Source organism: Mesorhizobium sp. Mes31 (genome assembly GCF_024519675.1).
Lineage (GTDB): Bacteria > Pseudomonadota > Alphaproteobacteria > Rhizobiales > Rhizobiaceae > Mesorhizobium.
The window spans coordinates 378,885-396,217 of the sequence record NZ_JALJRL010000002.1 but is presented as its reverse complement, the minus strand read 5'-3'; the positions used below and the strand labels follow the sequence as shown (position 1 = coordinate 396,217).

Here is a 17,333-nt window from a genome sequence, read left to right as displayed (position 1 = left end):
AACAGTTGATTAAATTAGCAGCCCCTGTAAAATTAGGAATGCTGGTGCTAGTGTAAGCCCAGCTTAAGGTCGAACCCGTGCGTCTGCTCAGTCAGGTCAACCTCAATTCGCTAAAGATCGTGGAGAGTGCTGCGAGGCACAGGAATTTCACGCGTGCCGGCGAAGAACAATTCATCACCGCTTCGGCGGTCAGCCAGCGCGTCAAAAGCCTGGAGGACCAGCTTCGCTTCAAGATCTTCCAGCGCGGCGGCAATGCGGTGTCTTTGACGCCGGAGGGCGAGACCTATGTCTCGCGTGTGCGCGAAGCTCTGGAGCGGATCGTCGCCGCCAGCATGGAAGCGACTGGGCAGTCGCAGGAACATGTGTTGAAGATATCGGTGCTGCCGACCTTTGCCGCGCGTTGGCTGTTTCCGCGTCTGCCGCTCTTCCAGCGGCAATACCCCGACATCGAGATGCGCGTTTCCACCTCCTATGCGACGCATGAATTCGCGACATCCGAATTCGATATCGAGATCCGTTATGGCGACGGTCATTTTCCCGATCTGAAGGCCGACCTTCTGTTCAAGGAGGACCTGACACCGGTCTGCAGCCGGAAGCTCTTCCACGAGATCCTGGGCGACAAGCCGTTATCGAAAGTGACTCCGGAAGACCTGCGCCACTTCACGCTGCTGCATTCCGACACCTGCACCCACAACTGGCAATCGTGGCTCGGCTTCGCTGGCGCCGGCTTCGTGCTCAAGGAGGCCAGAAGCATCTATTTCGATTCGTGCATGATGTCCTACGAGGCTGCCAATGCCGGGATGGGATTTGCCGTGGCCAACCGGGCCTATATGGCCAGCGATATTCGCGCCGAAAGACTGGTTGCTCCGTTCGCGGTCCACCATCCGAATACCGCGGGGTGGTATTTCGTCTGCCCCGACAAGACGCCGCCGGCGCGTAAGGCATCACTGTTCAAGCAGTGGATCACGGCGGAGGCCGCTTTGACGCAAAGCCAGTTGGACAGCGAGATCAGCAGCTGACTGTCCGCTGGTGAGATCCTCCAGCGGGATCAGGCGAAGGCCCTGCCCTCCTCAGTGCGCTGGAAGAGCATCAAGTCCAACCCCAGGCTTGGCCGGCCTAGGATGGTCAGAATCGCATGCGCCTGGCCGCGGTGGTGGGTCTGGTGGTTGAAGACATGGTCCAGCGCCGGCGCCAGCCTTTGCGAGACGGTGCGCATGTCCGAGACCGTCATGTAGGTGAAGCGGCCCGTCAACGCCTTGTCGCTGAGGCCGCCGACCCAGTCGACGATCCTCTTGTCCTCGGCTTCACGCGCCATCCTGAGGCCAGGCAAAGCTCGGTACAGGATGGCGTCCAGCGTCGTTGGCGCATCGCCCTCGCCGGTGAAGCGCTTCATCCAGATGCGGTCGGCTGTCAGCAGGTGATTGAGCGTGCCCATCATCGAGCCGAAAAAAGCCCCGACGTCGCGGTTGAACTCCTCGTCGTCGAGCTCGGCGGCGGCATCATAGATGCGGCTATTAGCCCATTGATTATAGGCCGCAAACATCATGAAATGCTGTCTCATGGCTTCCCCTCGGCTCGCGTCGATAGGGGGCCTACCTACCTCGCAGGAACGCTGACGCCAATGACCATTCTGCTCTATGATCTCGTCGGACGCGACACCACGCGCCCGTTCAGCCCGCATTGCTGGAAGGCGACGATGGCGCTGGCCCACAAAGGGCTCGAAGTCAGCACCGTGCCAACGCGCTTCCTCGAAGTGCCTGGTGTCGAGGGCGGCGTCTCGAAGCTGGTTCCGGTGATCCGCGACGGCGAGAAGGTCGTCGCCGATTCCTTCGCCATCGCACTCTATCTCGACGAAGCCTATCCGGATCGGCCGACACTGTTTGGCGGCGATGGCGGCAAGGCGATGGCGCGCTTCGTCGAGCGTTGGTCGCAACTGACCATCCATCCCTATGTCACGACCGCCGCGATCATGGACCTCCATGCCATGCAGGACACGGAAAACGCCGCCTATTTCCGTCAGAACCGGGAGCAGCGGCTCGGCAAGCGGCTGGAAGATGTGATGGCCGCCCGGGATGCCGGGCTCGCCAACTTCAGAGCCTCGCTGGAGCCTCTGCGGTCGATGCTCGGCTATCAGCCATTCATCGGTGGCGCGTCGCCGCTGTTTGCCGATTACATCGTCTTCGGCGCACTGCAATGGGCTCGTATAGCCTCGCCTTACCAGTTGCTCGACGCCGGCGACGTGATGGCGCGGTGGTTCGCCCGCTGCCTCGATCTGCATGGCGGACTGGGGCGGAAGGTTGCCGCAGCGGCGTGACGCCGTAACGCCTGCTCTTACCGCAAGGCAGCACGAGAGCCGTCAGTCTCTTGCGAGAAAGGTCAGCAGCGAGATGGGCAAGCCCTACTTGGCAGCCGCCTTTTTGGGCTTGCTGGTCTTCGTGGCAGCCTTCGCCTCCTTCGGGGCGGCTTTTGCCTTGCCGGCACCAACTGCCTTCCTGGCGGGCTTCTTGGCTGCCGACGTCCCCGCGGCATCTTCCTGGTCGACATCGGCTATCGCCTGATGCCAATGGCGCTCATGCTGGCCAGCCGGCTGTCCCTCTTGCAGCCAGATCTGATGCGCGCGGTTGCGAATGCGCTCCTGGCGATCGTTTGTCATGGTCATCCTGTCTCCGTTCGGGTCGACCCCAGCATGGGTGCCCACGACCGACTATAACAAGCAAAGCACTGCTTAACAGCCATCGGATCACACCTGCCGGTCCGCCTCATCGGCGCCGGCGTGGCAGAAAAACGCGCACCGCGCCGGCGCTTCGCTATCGCTCCGGGTGTTCGTCACTCGGAAAGCCAGGCAATCGGCTTTCCGTCCGCTTCGCGGTCCGTTCCTCACCCCTTGGCAATGGGCCGGGCGGCTTGTATAGAGCCCGCCACTCTCAATTCCATTCTCAGACAAGGACGACCCATGGCGCTCGAACGCACCTTTTCCATGATCAAGCCGGACGCAACACGGCGCAACCTCACCGGCGCCATCACCAAGATGCTGGAAGAAGCCGGCCTGCGCGTCATCGCCTCGCGCCGGGTGTGGATGAGCCGCCGCGAGGCGGAAGGCTTCTATGCCGTCCACAAGGATCGTCCGTTCTTCGGCGAACTGGTGGAGTTCATGTCGTCGGCACCCACCGTCGTGCAGGTGCTGGAAGGCGAGAACGCCATTGCCAGGAACCGCGAAGTGATGGGCGCCACCAACCCGGCCAATGCCGCCGAAGGCACCATCCGCAAGGTGCATGCGCTGTCGATCGGCGAGAACTCGGTGCACGGCTCCGATGCGCCGGAGACCGCGGCGCAGGAGATCAAATACTGGTTCTCGGACACCGAGATCGTCGGCTGAGCCGATATCATCAAGTCTGATCTGGAAAGGCCGGCGCTTCGCCGGCCTTTTTCATTGGACGAACGGTCAGGTTTCCCGCACGAACCGCAGCATGTCGGCATGCAGCCGGTCCATATGCCTTGAGCAGCATCGGCGTCAGCAGTGCCGGCCTCGCAAAAGAGCATTACGATTTGAGCCGTGCTGCACTAGAGCCTGTTCCATCCCGATGGAATCTGGATGGGGCTCTATCTCTTTGTTTGAGCATGATCTTTCCCGAAAACCGGATTCCACTTTTCGGGATCATGCTCTAGGGTTGAGACATGTCGCGGATGTTTGCCGACGATGGAGCGACCTCAGCATGACCAGTGCCATTCCGGGTTTCTTCCAGGGCACGGAGATGCCGAACAGCGGCTGGTGGGAGGCGCTGTGGCCCGACCCAACCGCCGTGCTTTCGGCAACGGGGATCAAGCCTGGAATGGAAGCGATCGATGTCTGCTGCGGCGACGGCTGGTTCACGCTGCCGATGGCCCGTATGGCGCGTCATGTCCTGGCCATCGATATCGATGCCGATCCGCTCGAAGCCGCACGGCGCCGGCTGACCGAAAGCGGGGTGACGAATTGCGACTTTGTGGCGGGCGACGCCTACGAGCTTTCAAGGCTGGCGCTTCGACCCGCCGACTTTATCTTCATGGCCAACGCCTTTCACGGCGTTCCCGACCGGCCGCGTTTGGCGCGCGCGGCGCGGGCGACGCTCAGCCCTGGTGGCCGTCTCGCCATCGTCAACTGGCACCAGCGTCCGCGCGAAACAACGATCGTGCTGGGCGAGCCTCGCGGACCGAGGACCGAATTGAGGCTGTCACCGGAACAGACCATAGCGGCCGCCGAAGCGGGCGGCCTCAGGCTGGCCGAACTGGTCGAGGTGCCGCCCTATCACTACGGTGCCGTTTTCGAACGGGCTGAGTGAGAGCGTCCGTTTCGGTCCGACATCAGAGTGTCGATATCAATGGCCAGGCCCGCGCCCGGCCATCAAGACACCTCAGCTTGCGGCGCTGAAGCGCAGGATCTCGCGGCCATCCTTGTCGGCAATAGCGAGCTTGCCGGCATCGACACTGTATGACGCAGCCTTGACCAAGGCATCGAACAGCGCCTTTTCCTCGGCCATCACCTCCGGCGAGCAGGCCTTGTAGGTCGAGCCGATCTCGCTGATCGTGATCGCCTGGCCGTCGACCTTGGCCGTGGCGAAATAGGTGTTGCAAGGACCACTGCCGCCTGCCTTGCCAGCTTCGCTGATCCTGAACGTCGCTTGCGGCGCGGCGATGGCGCCAATGCCGTCGACATAGTCGACCAGCCAGAGCTGACCAAAAACGGAAGCCGTCGGCTCGGTGCTCGGCGTGACCATCTTGAGCATGATCGTCTGCGGCACATCGGTCAGCGGATCGACCTGATGGCGCACATCGGAGATGAACAGCAGCCTGTCGTCGACGGTGATCCGAGCCTGCAGCGCATACGTCGTCTGCGACCGGATGACGGAGGGGTCGAATTTGATCTCGAAGCTGATCGGCACCTGACCGGCAGGCTTGATATTCTGTTCGCCGATGATTTTGACCGGAGCATCCGCCAGCGAGACATCGGCAAGCTGGACGGAGAGCACGGCACTGGGCGGCAACGCGATGCGCTCGCGATAGATGACCTCGCCTTTCACGGCCTGTTCGGCGGCAACAGACAGTTCCGGCAAGGACAACACACCGACGACCAGCGGCACAAAACCGAAGACAAAGAATTCCGCGATCCTGTCCAGCATGACCACCTCCCTTTGCCCGGGCTGCCAGTGCCCCGGTCTGCCAATGCCCCGGGTTGCCATTGCCCAGGCTGACCAACTGCGGTCAATTGGCCAAAGGATTGCGGTCAATGCATGGCTGCGGCAGGACTTTATTCGTGCGGTTTCCAGCGCCGTGCGGCCTTGGCGTCGGCCTCCTTGGCATCGACCCAGCCGCCCTCCGAGCCGTCAATGCGATGCTCCTTCTTCCAAAAAGGTGCGCGCGATTTCAAATAGTCCATGAGAAAGTTCGCTGCCTCGAATGCCGCATGGCGATGTGCCGAGGCGGCCACCACCAGCACGATGTTCTCCCCCGGCGCGATCTTGCCGTGGCGATGGATGGCGGTGAGCCCCTGCAGCGGCCAACGCTCGATCGCCTCGGCGGCGATGCGGGCGATTTCGGCCTCCGCCATGCCGGGATAATGCTCGAGCTCAAGTGCTGAGAGGCTGCCTGCCTCGTCGCGGCAAAGACCGGAGAAGGTGACCACGGCGCCAATATCGGCGCGGCCTTGCGTCAGTCTGGCAATCTCGGCGGCGACGTCGAAATCCTGCGCCTGGATGCGCACGACAGGTACGACCGCGCCGGTCATTTTCAGCCCCCGGTCATTGGCGGGAACAGCGCGATCTCGCGCGCGCCCGATATCTTCTCGCGATGGTCGACATGTTCCTGGTTGATGGCGACGCGGATCACATCGGGATATTGCAGCGCTTGCTCGTAGCCCTCGCCGCGCGATTTCAACCAGCGCAAGAGGTCGGCGACCGTCTCGATGCCATCAGGCAATTCAACGTTTTCCTCGGATGTGCCGATCCGTTCGCGCACCCAGGCGAAATAGATGAGCCGGGTCGCCATCTCATTCATCCATGATGTGCTTGAGGCCGGCGCGGAAATAGTCGTAGCCGGTGTAGAGCGTAACGAGGGCCGCGATCCACAGCAGCACCAGCCCGGTCTGCGTGGTCAGCGGGAATATCTTGTCACCGGCCGGACCGGCCAGCAGGAAGGCGATGGCGACCATCTGGATCGCGGTCTTCCACTTGGCAAGCTGCGTCACCGGCACCGAGACCTTGAGCGCAGCCAGATATTCGCGCAGGCCCGAGACCAGGATTTCGCGGCACAGGATGATGATCGCGGCCCACAGCGACCAGCCGGCGATGCCCGCATGACGATCGGTGTCGGCCGCCAGAAGCAAGAGGCAGGTGGCGACCAGCAATTTGTCGGCGATCGGGTCAAGCATCTTGCCGATGTTGGAGGTCTGCTGCCAGGCGCGCGCCAGATAGCCATCCAGGTAATCGGTAATCGAAGCGAGCAGGAATATGATCAGCGCCGACCAGCGGGCGAAGTCGCTCGATTTCAGATGCCCCTCCAGAAAAAAGCACAGCACGACCAACGGCACCGCGATGATGCGGGCGTAGGTGAGCATGTTGGGCAGGTTGAACGCGCGCTTGGCCATGTCTTGGGGACTCTTTCTGCCTGCGTACTCAAATCAGATGCGAATGTGGGGGGTCAACAGGCCAAAATCGATTGGCCAGCCGAAAATAGCGATAAACTTCCTTAAAGTGTGATGCCTGTCGCTGTCCCAAAACCGCTGCGCACTTTTGGGCGAACATGCATTCTTCCCTTTCGTGCATGTCGTTGTCCCAAAACCGCCGTGCACTTTTGGGCGACATGCATCAGCTCTCGTGGAAGTGATTGTAGACCAGTTTGGCAACCTGTTCGGAAATGCCGTCGACTTTCCTCAGATCCTCGATGGCGGCACGGCTGACCGCCTTGGCGGTGCCGAAATGCAGAAGCAGGGCGCGCTTGCGGCCGGGGCCGATGCCGCTGATCTCGTCGAGCGGGCTCTTGACCATTTCTTTCTTTCGGCGGGCCCGGTGCGAACCTATGGCGAAGCGGTGGACCTCGTCGCGCAGGCGCTGGACGAAATACAGCACCGGATCGCGAATCGGCAGTGAAAACGAGTCCCTGCCCCTGACGAAGAAACGCTCGCGGCCGGCATCGCGGTCCTGGCCCTTGGCGATCCCGATCGCCACGACGCGGTCCTCGATGCCGAGATCCGAGAGGATCTTGCGCACCGCCGTCATCTGGCCCTGGCCGCCGTCGATCAGGATGACATCGGGCCAGGCCGGAAAGCTGCCGGAGATGTCCTCCTCGATTTCATCGGTTGCACCGGCCGCCACCGCATTCTCGGGCGCAACATCGCCATGTTCCTTGAGCAGCCGCGAAAAACGCCGCTCCATCACCTCGCGCATCATGCCGAAATCGTCACCCGGCGTGATCTCGGTCGAACGAATGTTGAACTTGCGGTACTGGTTCTTGACGAAGCCTTCCGGCCCGGCGACGACCATGGCGCCGACGGCGTTGGTGCCCATGATGTGCGAGTTGTCGTAGACCTCGATGCGCACCGGCGGCTTGGGCAGGCCGAAGGTCTCGGCGAAGCCGGCAAGCAGCCGCCCTTGCGTCGAGGTTTCGGCCAGCCTGCGGCCGAGCGCTTCGCGTGCATTCTGCAAGGCGTTGTCGGTCAAATCCTTCTTCTCGCCGCGCTGCGGCACCAGGATCGCGACCTTGCGGCCGGCCCGGGTCGACAGCGCCTCGGCCAGCAGTTCCTGGTCCTCGACGCCATGCGACAGGAGGATCGCCCGAGGCGTCGGCTTGTCGTCATAGAACTGTGCCAGGAACGAGCCCAGCACCTCGGCCGCTTCCAACGCCGGATCGGCCTTGGGGAAATAGGCACGGTTGCCCCAGTTCTGGCCTGTGCGGAAGAAAAACACCTGGATACAGACCTGGCCGCCTTCCTGATGGATGGCGAAAACATCGGCCTCGTCGACGGTCGCCGGATTGATGCCCTGATGGCTCTGTACATGCGACAGCGCCGCGAGCCGGTCGCGATAGATGGCGGCGCGCTCGAAATCGAGGTCCTCGGAGGCCTGCTGCATGGCGGCGGAAATTTCCGTCTTCACCTTCTGGCTGCGGCCGGAGAGGAAATCCTTCGCCTCGGCGACCAGCTCGGCATAGTCCCCATGCGAGATCTCGCCGGTGCACGGGCCGGCGCAGCGCTTGATCTGGTAGAGCAGGCACGGCCGCGTGCGGTTCTCATAGAACGAGTTGGTGCAACTCCTGAGCAGAAAGGCGCGCTGCAACGAATTGATGGTGCGGCCGACGGCGCCTGCCGAAGCAAAGGGGCCGAAATAATCGCCTTTGCGCGACCGCGCGCCGCGATGCTTGTAGATGCCCGGCGAGACATGGTCGCCGGTCAGAAGAATATAGGGAAACGACTTGTCGTCGCGCATCAGAACATTGAATCGCGGCCGCAAACGCTTGATAAGATTGGCTTCGAGCAGCAGCGCTTCGATCTCGGTGCGGGTGACGACGAACTCCATCGTCGACGTCTCGCGCACCATGCGGCCGATGCGATTGGTGTGGAAGCGGCCCTGCGCATAGTTGGTCACGCGCTTCTTCAGGCTGCGCGCCTTGCCGACATAGAGCACGTCACCAGCGGCGTTCATCATGCGGTAGACGCCGGGCGCGTTGGGCAGCCGCTTGACCAGCGTCTGGATCACCTCGGCACCGACCATGCCTTCGGCGTCGCCGGCATGCGGCGTCCAGTCGATTGCCGTGAACGCCACGTCGGGACCAGCGGGTTCGACGATCTCTTCCACCGCCTCGTCCTCCAGATCGATATCGGGGGGCAGATCGTCGGCGCCGCCGCGCGGCTTGTTCTTGTGGTCTACAGGACTCATTCCACCATGCCTGTCACATCGGGCGTCCGCCATGCAAGGTGTTGACCGCCATCGAGCGCGATCATCTGGCCGGTGACGGAGCGGGCTTCCCAGAGATAGCGGATGGTGGCACCGAATTCCGACAATTGCGGGCCGCGCTTGAGGATCAAACCCTCGACCTGCGCGTCAAAATCACTGTCGTCCTGGCGAGCGTTCTTCAGGGTCGGCCCCGGACCTATACCGTTGACGCGGATGCGCGGACCGAGCGCCTGCGCCATCATCTGCGTGGCCATCCACAGCGTCGACTTCGACAGCGCATAGGAGAAATAGCGTGGCGTTGGGCGCCAGACCCGCTGGTCGATGACGTTGACGATCAGCCCTTCCTGTTCCTCGGGCAACGCCCGGGCGAAATTCTGCGCCAGCAGCGTCGGCGCCTTCACATGCACGGCAAAGTGCCGGTCCCAGGCCCGCCAGTCGAAATCCAGAACCGAATCGTCCTCGAACAGCGACGCATTGTTGACCAGCAGCGAAATCGGTCCGAGCGCTGCTTCCGCCTGGCCGACGAGTCCGCCAACGGCGTCCATATCGGTCAGATCGGCGCTGACAACCGCAGCGCGACCGCCGGCCTGGTTGATCTGGGCGGCCAATACGTCTCCCTCGGCGCGCGAGCGATTGCAGTGGATGGCCACGGCAAAACCGTGGGCGGCGAGATCCTCGACGATTGCCCTGCCGATCCGTTTTGCCCCGCCCGTCACCAGCGCCGTGGCAGTGGCTTTACTCATATGCTGTCAATCCTCAATTTGGGGCCGGAAAAACGGCGCCGGCGAAATATGGCCCGGCATGCGTTAAATGGCGTTCGCACCTTGGGCAGCATTGTGGCGAAACCGCCGGTTCGGCGTCTCGACTCATCTTTGACTCGCAGCCGCCGACCGCAATATAGGGCGCTGGACTCCTTGCACCAAGCGGTGTGCAGCGCAGCATGAAGTGGCTCCTGCCATTTCGCTGTTGCGAAGATGCAACGTCACGGTTCCGCCTCATTCGCGCCGGGGAATGACCCAAGTTCAGGTTCGCTTCAGCCGCATTTTGACACGACATTTGGAACCGACGAACGCCAGATCCGTTTCACCCCCCGGACGGGTCGATGGCGATCGTGAGAAACAAGCCTGTGTCCTGTGGCTTAAGGAGTAAAGAACAATGCAAGCCAATCTTAAATTCGCACGGCCGTTGGCCGTAGCGCTGGGCCTCTTCGCCCTCAGTGGAACCGCCTATGCCGCGGACGTCGTTTCCGAAGAGCCGCCGGCACCAGCACCCGTTGCTGAACTGCCTGTGGCGTCCTGGGCTGGTCCCTATGCCGGTCTGAATGTTGGCTATGGCTTCAGCGGCCGTACCAAGGAAAAGGACTTCGGCGTTCAAACCGATACCAAGGGTTTCGTCGGCAGTGTCTTCGGCGGCTATCAGTGGCAGCAGGAGAACTTCGTCTACGGCGGTGAAGTCGAACTCGGCTACAACGGCGTCAAGGGTGACGATAATGGCATCCACTCCAAAGGCGGCTTCGAAGGCTCGCTGCGTGCCCGTCTTGGCTACGCCGTGACCCCGGAAATCCTGCTTTACGGCACCGGCGGTCTCGCCGGCAGAAGCCTGAAGGTGGAGGACTCCGTCATTCCCGCCAGCGACACCGCTACGATGCTCGGCTGGACCGCCGGCGTCGGCACCGACATCAAGCTGACCGACAATGTCTTCGGCCGTGTCGAGTATCGCTACACCGACTTCGGCAGCAAGAGCTTCGACGGTATCGGCAAGGTCAAGGCCACCGACAATCGCGTCACCTTTGGCGTCGGTATGAAGTTCTAAGTCGTTCAAGCCACGACACGAAAAAGCCGGGCCTCGCGCCCGGCTTTTTTTATGTCCGACCGCTCAGGCGGACGATCGGTCACCCGGGAATGCAGGGCTTGAGCTCAGGAAACTTCTCGTCGAAGCGCGCTGCCCACCGCGTCAGCCGGGCGCGACCCTTTTCCCATTTTCCGGCAAAGCGCAGTGAGAGATAGCCAAGGCAGGCGCGCAACGCCATCTGGCCGACGGTGATCTTCTTCGGCAGCTTCGGCGGGTTGGCGTTGAGCAGGTCGAGTGCCGCCGTGATCTTCGCCCATTGGCGGTCGAGCCATGGCTGATAGACCATCTCCTCAGGCCGCGTGCGCCGCTCATAGACCATCGACAGCGCGCAATCACAGATGCCGTCGGCCAGCGCCTCCAGCACTTCCGCCTCTAGCCGCTTGTCGGGATTACGCGGAAACAGCGCGTTCTTCGACAAACGGTTGAGATGCTGGGTAATGGCGCGGCTGTCATGGACCGAACGGCCGTCATCCAGCACCAGCACCGGGATCTTGCCGAGCGGGTTGGCCTCTATCAGCACCGCCGGTTTGTCGTCGGTCTTGACCGGCACCGCCTCGATGGCAATGCCGGCATAGACCGCGGCCATGCGTACCTTGGAACTGTAGGGTGAGGTAGAGGCGTAGAGAAGTCTGGGCATGATTGGATTCCTGTTTGCCGACCGGCACTGTCTACCGGGAACGGTTGCCCCGGCAATGGCCAGGCGACAGAAAACCAGCTGCCAGAAAACCGGTGGCGGCTTCCTGCCATGATCATTGCGGCCTGGCTGACGGATGCTCGATCCACGCGGAGCGAGAACAACCGGAGCAGAGCGGAGCATCCGACCTGCTTCTCGATCTCTCGCAGCCCCGGCCTCGCGGCGGGGCCATTCGTTTCACGACCAGGTTCAAAGAAACCCAAAACGTGCGAGCAAGCGAGGCGGCCTGTCGGCGCCTCGCTTTGCTGCCCTGACTCCCTTCCCCCACGTCCTGCACATGACCCGAAAACCGGTCCCGGTTTTCGGAATGATCATGCGTCGCTCGCAAGTGCCGGAGCGTTCTCTGCGCGTCCAGCAGGACACGCACCGCTCCAACAAGGCCTGGTCTACTTCTTGGCCGGCGCCTTCGCCTTTGCCGGTGCTGCCTTGGCCTTCGGTGCCGCGGCTTTCTTCACGGCGGGCTTGGTTGCCGCCGCTGCCGCTTTCTTGGCCGGCGCTGCCTTGGCGGCAGGCTTTGCCGCTGCCTTCGCGGGCGCTGCCTTCTTGGCTGCGGGTTTCGCCGCTGCCTTGGCCGCGGGCTTCTTGGCCGGTGCTGCCTTGGCCGCCGGCTTTGCCGCTGCCTTCGCGGGTGCCGCCTTCTTCACCGCCGGTTTTGCCGCGGCCTTGGCGGCAGGCTTCTTGGCCGGTGCGGCCTTCGCCGCCGGCTTCGCCGCAGCCTTCGCAGGCGCTGCTTTCTTCACTGCTACGGCGACCTTCGCCGTCGCTGCTTTCACGGGTGCTTTCTTTGCCGGTGTCTTGGATGCCGGCGCCTTAGACGACTGCTTCGCCATATCATGCCCCTTGCGTTACGCCGACGGCCGTGAATGACCTCGGCGGGGAATGCATATCTGACTCGCGGCTCTCTAGCCAGCGAAGCAATACACTGATTTTTGCAGATTAAGTTTTGGTTACGAAGGGCACACGATCATGCTGACCGTCGCAAAGATGCGTTGCTGATCTTTGATTATTGCCGGCAGTCCGTCGCCGACATTCTCCGCGCACTGTCAGACCGATCTTTCCGCGAAGCTCCGAAGATCAGCGGGCGGCCTTGCGCCTTGATCTTCGATGGTGAAGCTGTTTATCGACATGATCGTCTTGTGCAAGTGACGATCTTCACAGATCACGAGAGCAATGCGATGGCCGATCGCGCCGCCATCTTGTCGAGCGCGATCCTCTCATCCGCTTGCGAAAGGATTGACAGATAACTCTACAGCACAGAGTATTCTGAAAGAAATACGGGAGTGCTTCGATGTCGATCGCACAACAGCAAGCGCTGTCGCTGCCCGGAATCGCCGAGGCGGGGTCCCATGGATGCGGTCTCATCGGAGATGGTCTCCGGCTCCGCCGCGCCGGAGCCAAATGATGGGCGCCGACGAAATCATCCACCAGAGCACGCGACTTAGAATCATGGCCGCCCTGAGCACGCTGGAAAGGCGCGAGGCGCTGGAGTTCACCCGGCTGAAGGCCATCGTGGACGTCACCGACGGCAATCTCGGCGCACATATCGATACGCTCGCAAGGGTTGGCTATGTCGACGTCGAAAAGCTGTTCGTCGGGCGCCGGCCGCAGACGCGCGTCAAGGCGACGACGGCCGGACGGCGCGCGTTCCGCGGTCACGTTGCCTTTCTGCGCAAGCTTCTCGATCAGGCCTAGGCCGCGCCGCGCGGAAAATAGAGCGGCGACCAGCGATGCCTCTCAACGCGTGACGACCACGGCAACGCCGGCGCCGATCATCACACCGCCCGCCGCACGGTTGACCCGGCGCACAATCCTGGGCGTGCGGAGCAGACTGCGGGCGCGACCGGCGAGGATGACATGGCCACCGATTACCACGACCTCGACGGCCAGGATCACCATCGTCAATACGCCGAGATGATCAACGTCAAGCGACGCTCCGACCACGTTCGGCAGCAGCGCTACATAGAACAGCGGCATTTTCGGATTGCCGAGATTGAGGGCTATGCCGGTGGCGAAGATCGTCAACAAGCCACGCCGGTCGGAGATGGGCTGCAGGTCCGGCACGACGGGCACGGCCGTCCACAGCCTGATGCCCATCCAGATCAGGTAGGCCGCTCCCCCGTAGCGCAGCGCCGTCATGACGATCGCCATCTTGGCGGCGATGATCGACAGGCCGAAGGCGGCGAGAATGAGAAAGACGAGGATGCCAACCACGGTGCCCGCGCCGTAGGCGACGCCGGACGCGACGCCGCCGGAGATCGTGCGAGCGACGATCGTCATGTTGTCCGGGCCGGGGCTGGCGGCGAACACGAAGAAGGCGGCAGCGAAGGCAAGGATGGTTGCAAGGTCCATGAAGGCTCCCGAAAGTGAAGTGTTGCTCTCGGGTGTTCAGATTAGCCGGTTTGACTGCCGGCGATAGCCGGAAAGATCATCGTTTTCGCGACAGCAACAGCGCGATCGCGGCGGATGCCGCGCCGAACACGCAGGTGCCGCTCCATCCCCACGCCGAATAGGCGGCGCCTGATATAGCCGAGCCACAGGCGCCGCCAAGAATCATCGTCGCCATGAAGATTGTGTTCAGCCTGCTGCGGGCCGTCGGATCGAGGGCGTGGATGCGCGCCTGGTTGGCAACCTGCGAAGATTGCACCGCCAGATCGAGGATCAGCACACCGACGATCATCGCCGCCAGCGATCCCTGGAACAGCCCGAGAATGGCGAAGGCGGCGACCACCAGGCCAGCACCGATCGAGACGATGACACCGGGTCCGCGCCGATCGGCGAAGCGGCCGGCGAGTGGAGCTGCAAGCGCGCCGGCAACGCCGACCAGCGCCATCAGGCCGACCGCGGTGGCGCCGAAATGATAGGGAGCAGCGTCGAAGGCAAGAGCGAGCGTCGACCAGAAGCCGATGAAGGCGGCGAAGATCAGCGCTTGCACGACGATCGCCTGCCTAAGGATGCTGTGCGTGCGCACCAGCGTCCACAGCGAGCCGAGCAGCCTGGCATAACTTAGATCGGTGACCGGCTCGAGACGCGGCAAGCGCCATGCGAGAGCCACCCCGGTGACGAGCATCAATCCGGCGGCGGCAGAAAACACAGCCTGCCATCCCCATAGATCCGAGATGATGCCGCTGACGGTGCGGGCAAGCAGGATGCCGATGAGGATGCCGCCGGTGACGATGCCGAGGACTCGGCCGCGCTCTTGCGGCGACGCCAGATGGACGGCGAGCGGCACGATCTGCTGTGTGACGGTTGCGAAGAGACCAATGCCGATGCCAGCAATGACAAGCCAGAGAAAACCTGGCGCCAGTGCCGCCGCCACAAGGGCGACGACCAGCGCTGCCATTGTCGCCAGGATGAGGAAGCGTCGCTCAAGCCGATCGCCGAGAGGCGCCAGAAACAGGATGCCGGCGACATTGCCCAGCTGCGTCACGACAGGGAGTGCCGAAACCGTACCGGCCGACAGAGCGAACTGGTGCGCCAGCAAGCCGAGCATGGCCTGATTGTAGTAGTTGTTGGCAACTGTCAGGCCCGCGGCGACCGCGAGTATCGCAAGCAGGCCATTGTCGATCCTGGCGGAGCTGCTGCCCGTACCGACGGGCGCGTGCATTTCCGTCACGGCTGATAGCCTAGACAGATGGCGCCGAGCGCGACGATGGCGCAGGCGCCGACCCGCCGGGGCGTCAGCATCTCGCCGAGAAACAGGCGCCCGATGAAGGCAGCGAAGACGACACTGGTTTCGCGGATCGCGGTGATGGGGCCGGCGGGGCCCAGAGCGAAGGCGGCGACCACGACACCATAGGCCAGAAGTGCGAACAGGCCGCCACCCAGCGCCTTCCAGGTTTCCGGCGCCCGCAGGTCAATAGTGAGCCTGCCACGACAGGCAACGAAGGTCGCCGGCAGCAAGGCGCCATAGATCAGCAGGACCCAGGCGGTATAGGCCCCGGCATTGCCCGCCGCGCGAACGCCGATCGCATCGACCGTGGCATAGGCGGCGATGATCGCTCCCGTTGCCAGTGCATAGAATATCGATGTGGTGGCGGCTCTGCCTCTTCCGAGCGAAAGTCCCATGATGCCACCGGCGACCAGAGCGACGCCGACGGTCTGCGGCACGGTGGGCTGCTGGTTGGCCAGGAAAAAACCGCCGAGTGTTACAAGGAGCGGCACGCTGCCGCGAACGATCGGGTAGACCTGCCCCAGCTCGCCATATCTGTAGGCGGCCACCAGAAACACGCTGTAGCCGACCTGGAGGCAGGCCGAGAGCACGACATAGGGCCAGGCCGGCGCAGCCGGAAGGGCATGAAAGATGGCGAAGGGAATGGCGAGCGCCGTGCTCGAAAAGCTCATGACGGTGACGGTCCACAACCTGTCGGCCCCTGTTCGCAGGAAGGCGTTCCAGCTTGCGTGCAAGATCGCGGCGAAGAGCGCCAGCCCGATGACCAGCGGGCTCATTGCGGCCTGCGCGAAGCCGCGATGATGCCCAGGGCGGCCTTGCGGGCGTCGCGAATGGCGGTGTCCGCCTGCCCCATCTGCGCCATCAGGGTCGCCCCTTCGATCAGCATCAACAGTGCCGCCGCCGCGCTCTCCGCCCGTCCGCGCGGCATCACCTCTGCGAGGATGGATTGCATCCGTCGCCTGAGGCCGTCCTTCTGTCTGGCGGCTGCCTTGAACACAGGATGCTGGGGATCGCCGAACTCGGCCAGCGCATGCGCAAACAGGCAGCCGTGGAAATCCGGGCCGCGGAACCAGCGCTCGTGCCAGTCGAGGATTTTTGCGATCTTCTGCTCTGGCGTGGTGCCCTCCTCGGCAAGCCGGTCGAGCTGGCGGTCAAAACGCCTGGCGCGATAATCGAGCACCTCGACGATCAGTTCGTCCTTGCTGGGGAAGTGGCGATACATGGTCATCTTGGCCACATCGGCCTCGGCAATGATCCGGTCGATGCCTGTGGCATGGAAGCCGGCGCGCTTGAACAGCGCGTAGGCCGTTTCGACGACGTGCTGGCGTTTGTCGGAAGCAGGCAACGATGTCATGGCGTTCACCGAGTGATGAGACCGGTCTGTCTCATCACCATGCGGCGGATCGCATCCTCTGTCAACACGGCACAAAAGTGCCCGCGGCCTATCGAGCCGAGGGCGCGAAAAGGGATCGGGAAGGGAAAAACGCGCTCAGCGCAGGACGCGGCAGCGCCCGTTGTAGACCATCCAGCGGTCGAAGCCCGAGACGCAGAATTCGACATTGTCGCCGATCGAGGCAAAGCCCTGCCCTTCCTCGATCAGGTACCAGATGGCGCGGTCGCGGCCGTCGGAGAGGCTGACGGTGGCGCCGCAATAGCGGCGGCCGATCGGCCAGGACTCGTTGGCCGGCAGATAGCGGTGTTGATGGATGCGGTGAAAATCGGTGATCTGCACATTCGGCAGATGCGGCACATGATGCACCTGATAGGAGAAGCGGCTGGTGATCTTGTTGAGCACCCAGTTCTGACCGCAGATGCCGCCATCGTCCTCGGAATAGACGCCAAGGTCGGCCGCCTGCACGGACTGGGTGACGGCGAGAGGCGCGGCAAGCGGGGTGCAGAGCGAAATCAGGGCAGCAAGGGCGGATTTGGCAAAGCGAGTCATGGCAGCCTCTCAAGGTCGGTTGCGCGCACTGTGCGGATTCGCTTGGCGGCGGTCAAGCGGTTGTATCGACGATGGTTTCCCAGCTGGAAACGGCTTTGGCCAAGCGGGGCCTTGCGTGGAACCGAAATGGCTCCCGCACGTTGGTGGCTGGACCCATGAGAGCGCAAGCCCTGGGCCGCAAAAAAGCCCGCCTTCCCGCCCCCTCCGGAACGTGGGCTTTTTCGCGCCGACCGGCGTTTCATTGCCTCGCTT

At 62.9% G+C, this 17,333-nt stretch carries 21 protein-coding genes; 6 read left to right on the top strand and 15 right to left on the bottom strand.

Annotated elements, in window-relative coordinates; translation table 11 throughout:
• Positions 1-77: 77 nt before the first annotated feature.
• Entirely contained in the window at positions 78-1,019 is a 942-nt protein-coding gene (locus NR193_RS04560) for a LysR substrate-binding domain-containing protein (protein WP_256749673.1), read from the top strand.
• 29 nt (positions 1,020-1,048) lie between these two features.
• Here NR193_RS04560 and NR193_RS04555 read toward each other — a convergent pair whose 3' ends face one another.
• Complete coding sequence (locus NR193_RS04555; protein ID WP_256749672.1) at positions 1,049-1,561, bottom strand: DinB family protein; 513 nt, start codon at positions 1,559-1,561, stop codon at positions 1,049-1,051.
• A 60-nt stretch (positions 1,562-1,621) separates the two neighbouring features.
• Here NR193_RS04555 and NR193_RS04550 point away from each other — a divergent pair, with 60 nt between their 5' ends.
• Complete coding sequence (locus NR193_RS04550) at positions 1,622-2,314, top strand: glutathione S-transferase family protein (RefSeq protein WP_256749671.1); 693 nt, start codon at positions 1,622-1,624, stop codon at positions 2,312-2,314.
• 84 nt (positions 2,315-2,398) lie between these two features.
• Here the strand turns inward: NR193_RS04550 and NR193_RS04545 are convergent, their stop codons facing one another.
• Entirely contained in the window at positions 2,399-2,659 is a 261-nt protein-coding gene (locus NR193_RS04545) for a DUF2934 domain-containing protein (protein ID WP_256749670.1), read from the bottom strand.
• Between the two features lie 294 nt (positions 2,660-2,953).
• On the opposite strand from NR193_RS04545, the gene ndk reads away from it, so the two are divergent.
• Together ndk and NR193_RS04535 are read left to right on the top strand one after the other, a co-directional pair.
• Positions 2,954-3,376, top strand: a complete 423-nt coding sequence (ndk, locus tag NR193_RS04540) for a nucleoside-diphosphate kinase (protein ID WP_256749669.1) — start codon at positions 2,954-2,956, stop codon at positions 3,374-3,376.
• 337 nt (positions 3,377-3,713) lie between these two features.
• Positions 3,714-4,319, top strand: a complete 606-nt coding sequence (locus NR193_RS04535) for a class I SAM-dependent methyltransferase (protein ID WP_256749668.1) — start codon at positions 3,714-3,716, stop codon at positions 4,317-4,319.
• 72 nt (positions 4,320-4,391) lie between these two features.
• Here NR193_RS04535 and NR193_RS04530 read toward each other — a convergent pair whose 3' ends face one another.
• The 6 genes from NR193_RS04530 to NR193_RS04505 all read right to left on the bottom strand — a co-directional run bounded on the left by NR193_RS04530 (position 4,392) and on the right by NR193_RS04505 (position 9,667).
• On the bottom strand, positions 4,392-5,156 hold the full coding sequence (locus NR193_RS04530) for a YbaY family lipoprotein (protein WP_256749667.1): 765 nt from the start codon (positions 5,154-5,156) through the stop codon (positions 4,392-4,394).
• 128 nt (positions 5,157-5,284) lie between these two features.
• Positions 5,285-5,761: a molybdenum cofactor biosynthesis protein MoaE gene (locus NR193_RS04525; RefSeq protein ID WP_256749666.1), complete on the bottom strand. Its 477-nt coding sequence runs from the start codon at positions 5,759-5,761 to the stop codon at positions 5,285-5,287.
• Between the two features lie 2 nt (positions 5,762-5,763).
• Positions 5,764-6,021 carry a molybdopterin converting factor subunit 1 gene (gene moaD / locus NR193_RS04520; protein WP_256749665.1) on the bottom strand — a complete coding sequence of 86 codons (258 nt, stop codon included), beginning with the start codon at positions 6,019-6,021 and terminating at the stop codon, positions 5,764-5,766.
• Position 6,022: 1 nt separating this feature from the next.
• Positions 6,023-6,619: a CDP-diacylglycerol--glycerol-3-phosphate 3-phosphatidyltransferase gene (gene pgsA / locus NR193_RS04515; protein WP_091577231.1), complete on the bottom strand. Its 597-nt coding sequence runs from the start codon at positions 6,617-6,619 to the stop codon at positions 6,023-6,025.
• 220 nt (positions 6,620-6,839) lie between these two features.
• Entirely contained in the window at positions 6,840-8,906 is a 2,067-nt protein-coding gene (gene uvrC, locus NR193_RS04510) for an excinuclease ABC subunit UvrC (protein ID WP_256749664.1), read from the bottom strand.
• The gene (locus NR193_RS04505; protein ID WP_256749663.1) at positions 8,903-9,667 is read right to left on the bottom strand and encodes an SDR family oxidoreductase; all 765 of its coding nucleotides are present in this window, start codon (positions 9,665-9,667) and stop codon (positions 8,903-8,905) included. Before NR193_RS04505 ends, uvrC begins: the two co-directional genes overlap by 4 nt.
• 412 nt (positions 9,668-10,079) lie before the next feature.
• On the opposite strand from NR193_RS04505, the gene NR193_RS04500 reads away from it, so the two are divergent.
• Positions 10,080-10,736 carry an outer membrane protein gene (locus NR193_RS04500; RefSeq protein ID WP_256749662.1) on the top strand — a complete coding sequence of 219 codons (657 nt, stop codon included), beginning with the start codon at positions 10,080-10,082 and terminating at the stop codon, positions 10,734-10,736.
• 79 nt (positions 10,737-10,815) lie between these two features.
• Here the strand turns inward: NR193_RS04500 and NR193_RS04495 are convergent, their stop codons facing one another.
• Both NR193_RS04495 and NR193_RS04490 read right to left on the bottom strand, forming a co-directional pair.
• Positions 10,816-11,412, bottom strand: a complete 597-nt coding sequence (locus NR193_RS04495) for a glutathione S-transferase family protein (protein ID WP_256749661.1) — start codon at positions 11,410-11,412, stop codon at positions 10,816-10,818.
• 443 nt (positions 11,413-11,855) lie between these two features.
• Complete coding sequence (locus tag NR193_RS04490; protein ID WP_256749660.1) at positions 11,856-12,242, bottom strand: hypothetical protein; 387 nt, start codon at positions 12,240-12,242, stop codon at positions 11,856-11,858.
• Between the two features lie 628 nt (positions 12,243-12,870).
• Between NR193_RS04490 and NR193_RS04485 the strand changes: the two genes are divergently transcribed.
• Positions 12,871-13,161, top strand: coding sequence for a transcriptional regulator (locus tag NR193_RS04485; protein ID WP_256749659.1), 291 nt, complete (start codon positions 12,871-12,873; stop codon positions 13,159-13,161).
• 42 nt (positions 13,162-13,203) lie between these two features.
• On the opposite strand, the gene NR193_RS04480 is transcribed toward NR193_RS04485, so the two are convergent.
• The 5 genes from NR193_RS04480 to NR193_RS04460 all read right to left on the bottom strand — a co-directional run bounded on the left by NR193_RS04480 (position 13,204) and on the right by NR193_RS04460 (position 17,081).
• Complete coding sequence (locus NR193_RS04480; protein WP_256749658.1) at positions 13,204-13,818, bottom strand: LysE family translocator; 615 nt, start codon at positions 13,816-13,818, stop codon at positions 13,204-13,206.
• A 76-nt stretch (positions 13,819-13,894) separates the two neighbouring features.
• On the bottom strand, positions 13,895-15,073 hold the full coding sequence (locus NR193_RS04475) for an MFS transporter (RefSeq protein ID WP_256749832.1): 1,179 nt from the start codon (positions 15,071-15,073) through the stop codon (positions 13,895-13,897).
• A gap of 5 nt (positions 15,074-15,078) precedes the next feature.
• On the bottom strand, positions 15,079-15,915 hold the full coding sequence (locus NR193_RS04470; RefSeq protein WP_256749657.1) for a DMT family transporter: 837 nt from the start codon (positions 15,913-15,915) through the stop codon (positions 15,079-15,081).
• Positions 15,912-16,493, bottom strand: a complete 582-nt coding sequence (locus tag NR193_RS04465; RefSeq protein WP_256749656.1) for a TetR/AcrR family transcriptional regulator — start codon at positions 16,491-16,493, stop codon at positions 15,912-15,914. Before NR193_RS04465 ends, NR193_RS04470 begins: the two co-directional genes overlap by 4 nt.
• A 135-nt stretch (positions 16,494-16,628) precedes the next feature.
• Complete coding sequence (locus NR193_RS04460) at positions 16,629-17,081, bottom strand: hypothetical protein (RefSeq protein ID WP_256749655.1); 453 nt, start codon at positions 17,079-17,081, stop codon at positions 16,629-16,631.
• Positions 17,082-17,333: the final 252 nt, after the last annotated feature.

Bases quoted from the DNA above. Each gene is read 5' to 3' on its own strand.
- NR193_RS04555 (WP_256749672.1), bottom strand. From the start codon at position 1,561: ATGAGACAGCATTTCATGATGTTTGCGGCCTATAATCAATGGGCTAAT.
- NR193_RS04550 (WP_256749671.1), top strand. From the start codon at position 1,622: ATGACCATTCTGCTCTATGATCTCGTCGGACGCGACACCACGCGCCCG.
- NR193_RS04545 (WP_256749670.1), bottom strand. From the start codon at position 2,659: ATGACCATGACAAACGATCGCCAGGAGCGCATTCGCAACCGCGCGCAT.
- ndk (WP_256749669.1), top strand. From the start codon at position 2,954: ATGGCGCTCGAACGCACCTTTTCCATGATCAAGCCGGACGCAACACGG.
- NR193_RS04535 (WP_256749668.1), top strand. From the start codon at position 3,714: ATGACCAGTGCCATTCCGGGTTTCTTCCAGGGCACGGAGATGCCGAAC.
- NR193_RS04530 (WP_256749667.1), bottom strand. From the start codon at position 5,156: ATGCTGGACAGGATCGCGGAATTCTTTGTCTTCGGTTTTGTGCCGCTG.
- NR193_RS04525 (WP_256749666.1), bottom strand. From the start codon at position 5,761: ATGACCGGCGCGGTCGTACCTGTCGTGCGCATCCAGGCGCAGGATTTC.
- moaD (WP_256749665.1), bottom strand. From the start codon at position 6,021: ATGGCGACCCGGCTCATCTATTTCGCCTGGGTGCGCGAACGGATCGGC.
- pgsA (WP_091577231.1), bottom strand. From the start codon at position 6,619: ATGGCCAAGCGCGCGTTCAACCTGCCCAACATGCTCACCTACGCCCGC.
- uvrC (WP_256749664.1), bottom strand. From the start codon at position 8,906: ATGAGTCCTGTAGACCACAAGAACAAGCCGCGCGGCGGCGCCGACGAT.
- NR193_RS04505 (WP_256749663.1), bottom strand. From the start codon at position 9,667: ATGAGTAAAGCCACTGCCACGGCGCTGGTGACGGGCGGGGCAAAACGG.
- NR193_RS04500 (WP_256749662.1), top strand. From the start codon at position 10,080: ATGCAAGCCAATCTTAAATTCGCACGGCCGTTGGCCGTAGCGCTGGGC.
- NR193_RS04495 (WP_256749661.1), bottom strand. From the start codon at position 11,412: ATGCCCAGACTTCTCTACGCCTCTACCTCACCCTACAGTTCCAAGGTA.
- NR193_RS04485 (WP_256749659.1), top strand. From the start codon at position 12,871: ATGGGCGCCGACGAAATCATCCACCAGAGCACGCGACTTAGAATCATG.
- NR193_RS04480 (WP_256749658.1), bottom strand. From the start codon at position 13,818: ATGGACCTTGCAACCATCCTTGCCTTCGCTGCCGCCTTCTTCGTGTTC.
- NR193_RS04475 (WP_256749832.1), bottom strand. From the start codon at position 15,073: ATGCACGCGCCCGTCGGTACGGGCAGCAGCTCCGCCAGGATCGACAAT.
- NR193_RS04470 (WP_256749657.1), bottom strand. From the start codon at position 15,915: ATGAGCCCGCTGGTCATCGGGCTGGCGCTCTTCGCCGCGATCTTGCAC.
- NR193_RS04465 (WP_256749656.1), bottom strand. From the start codon at position 16,493: ATGACATCGTTGCCTGCTTCCGACAAACGCCAGCACGTCGTCGAAACG.
- NR193_RS04460 (WP_256749655.1), bottom strand. From the start codon at position 17,081: ATGACTCGCTTTGCCAAATCCGCCCTTGCTGCCCTGATTTCGCTCTGC.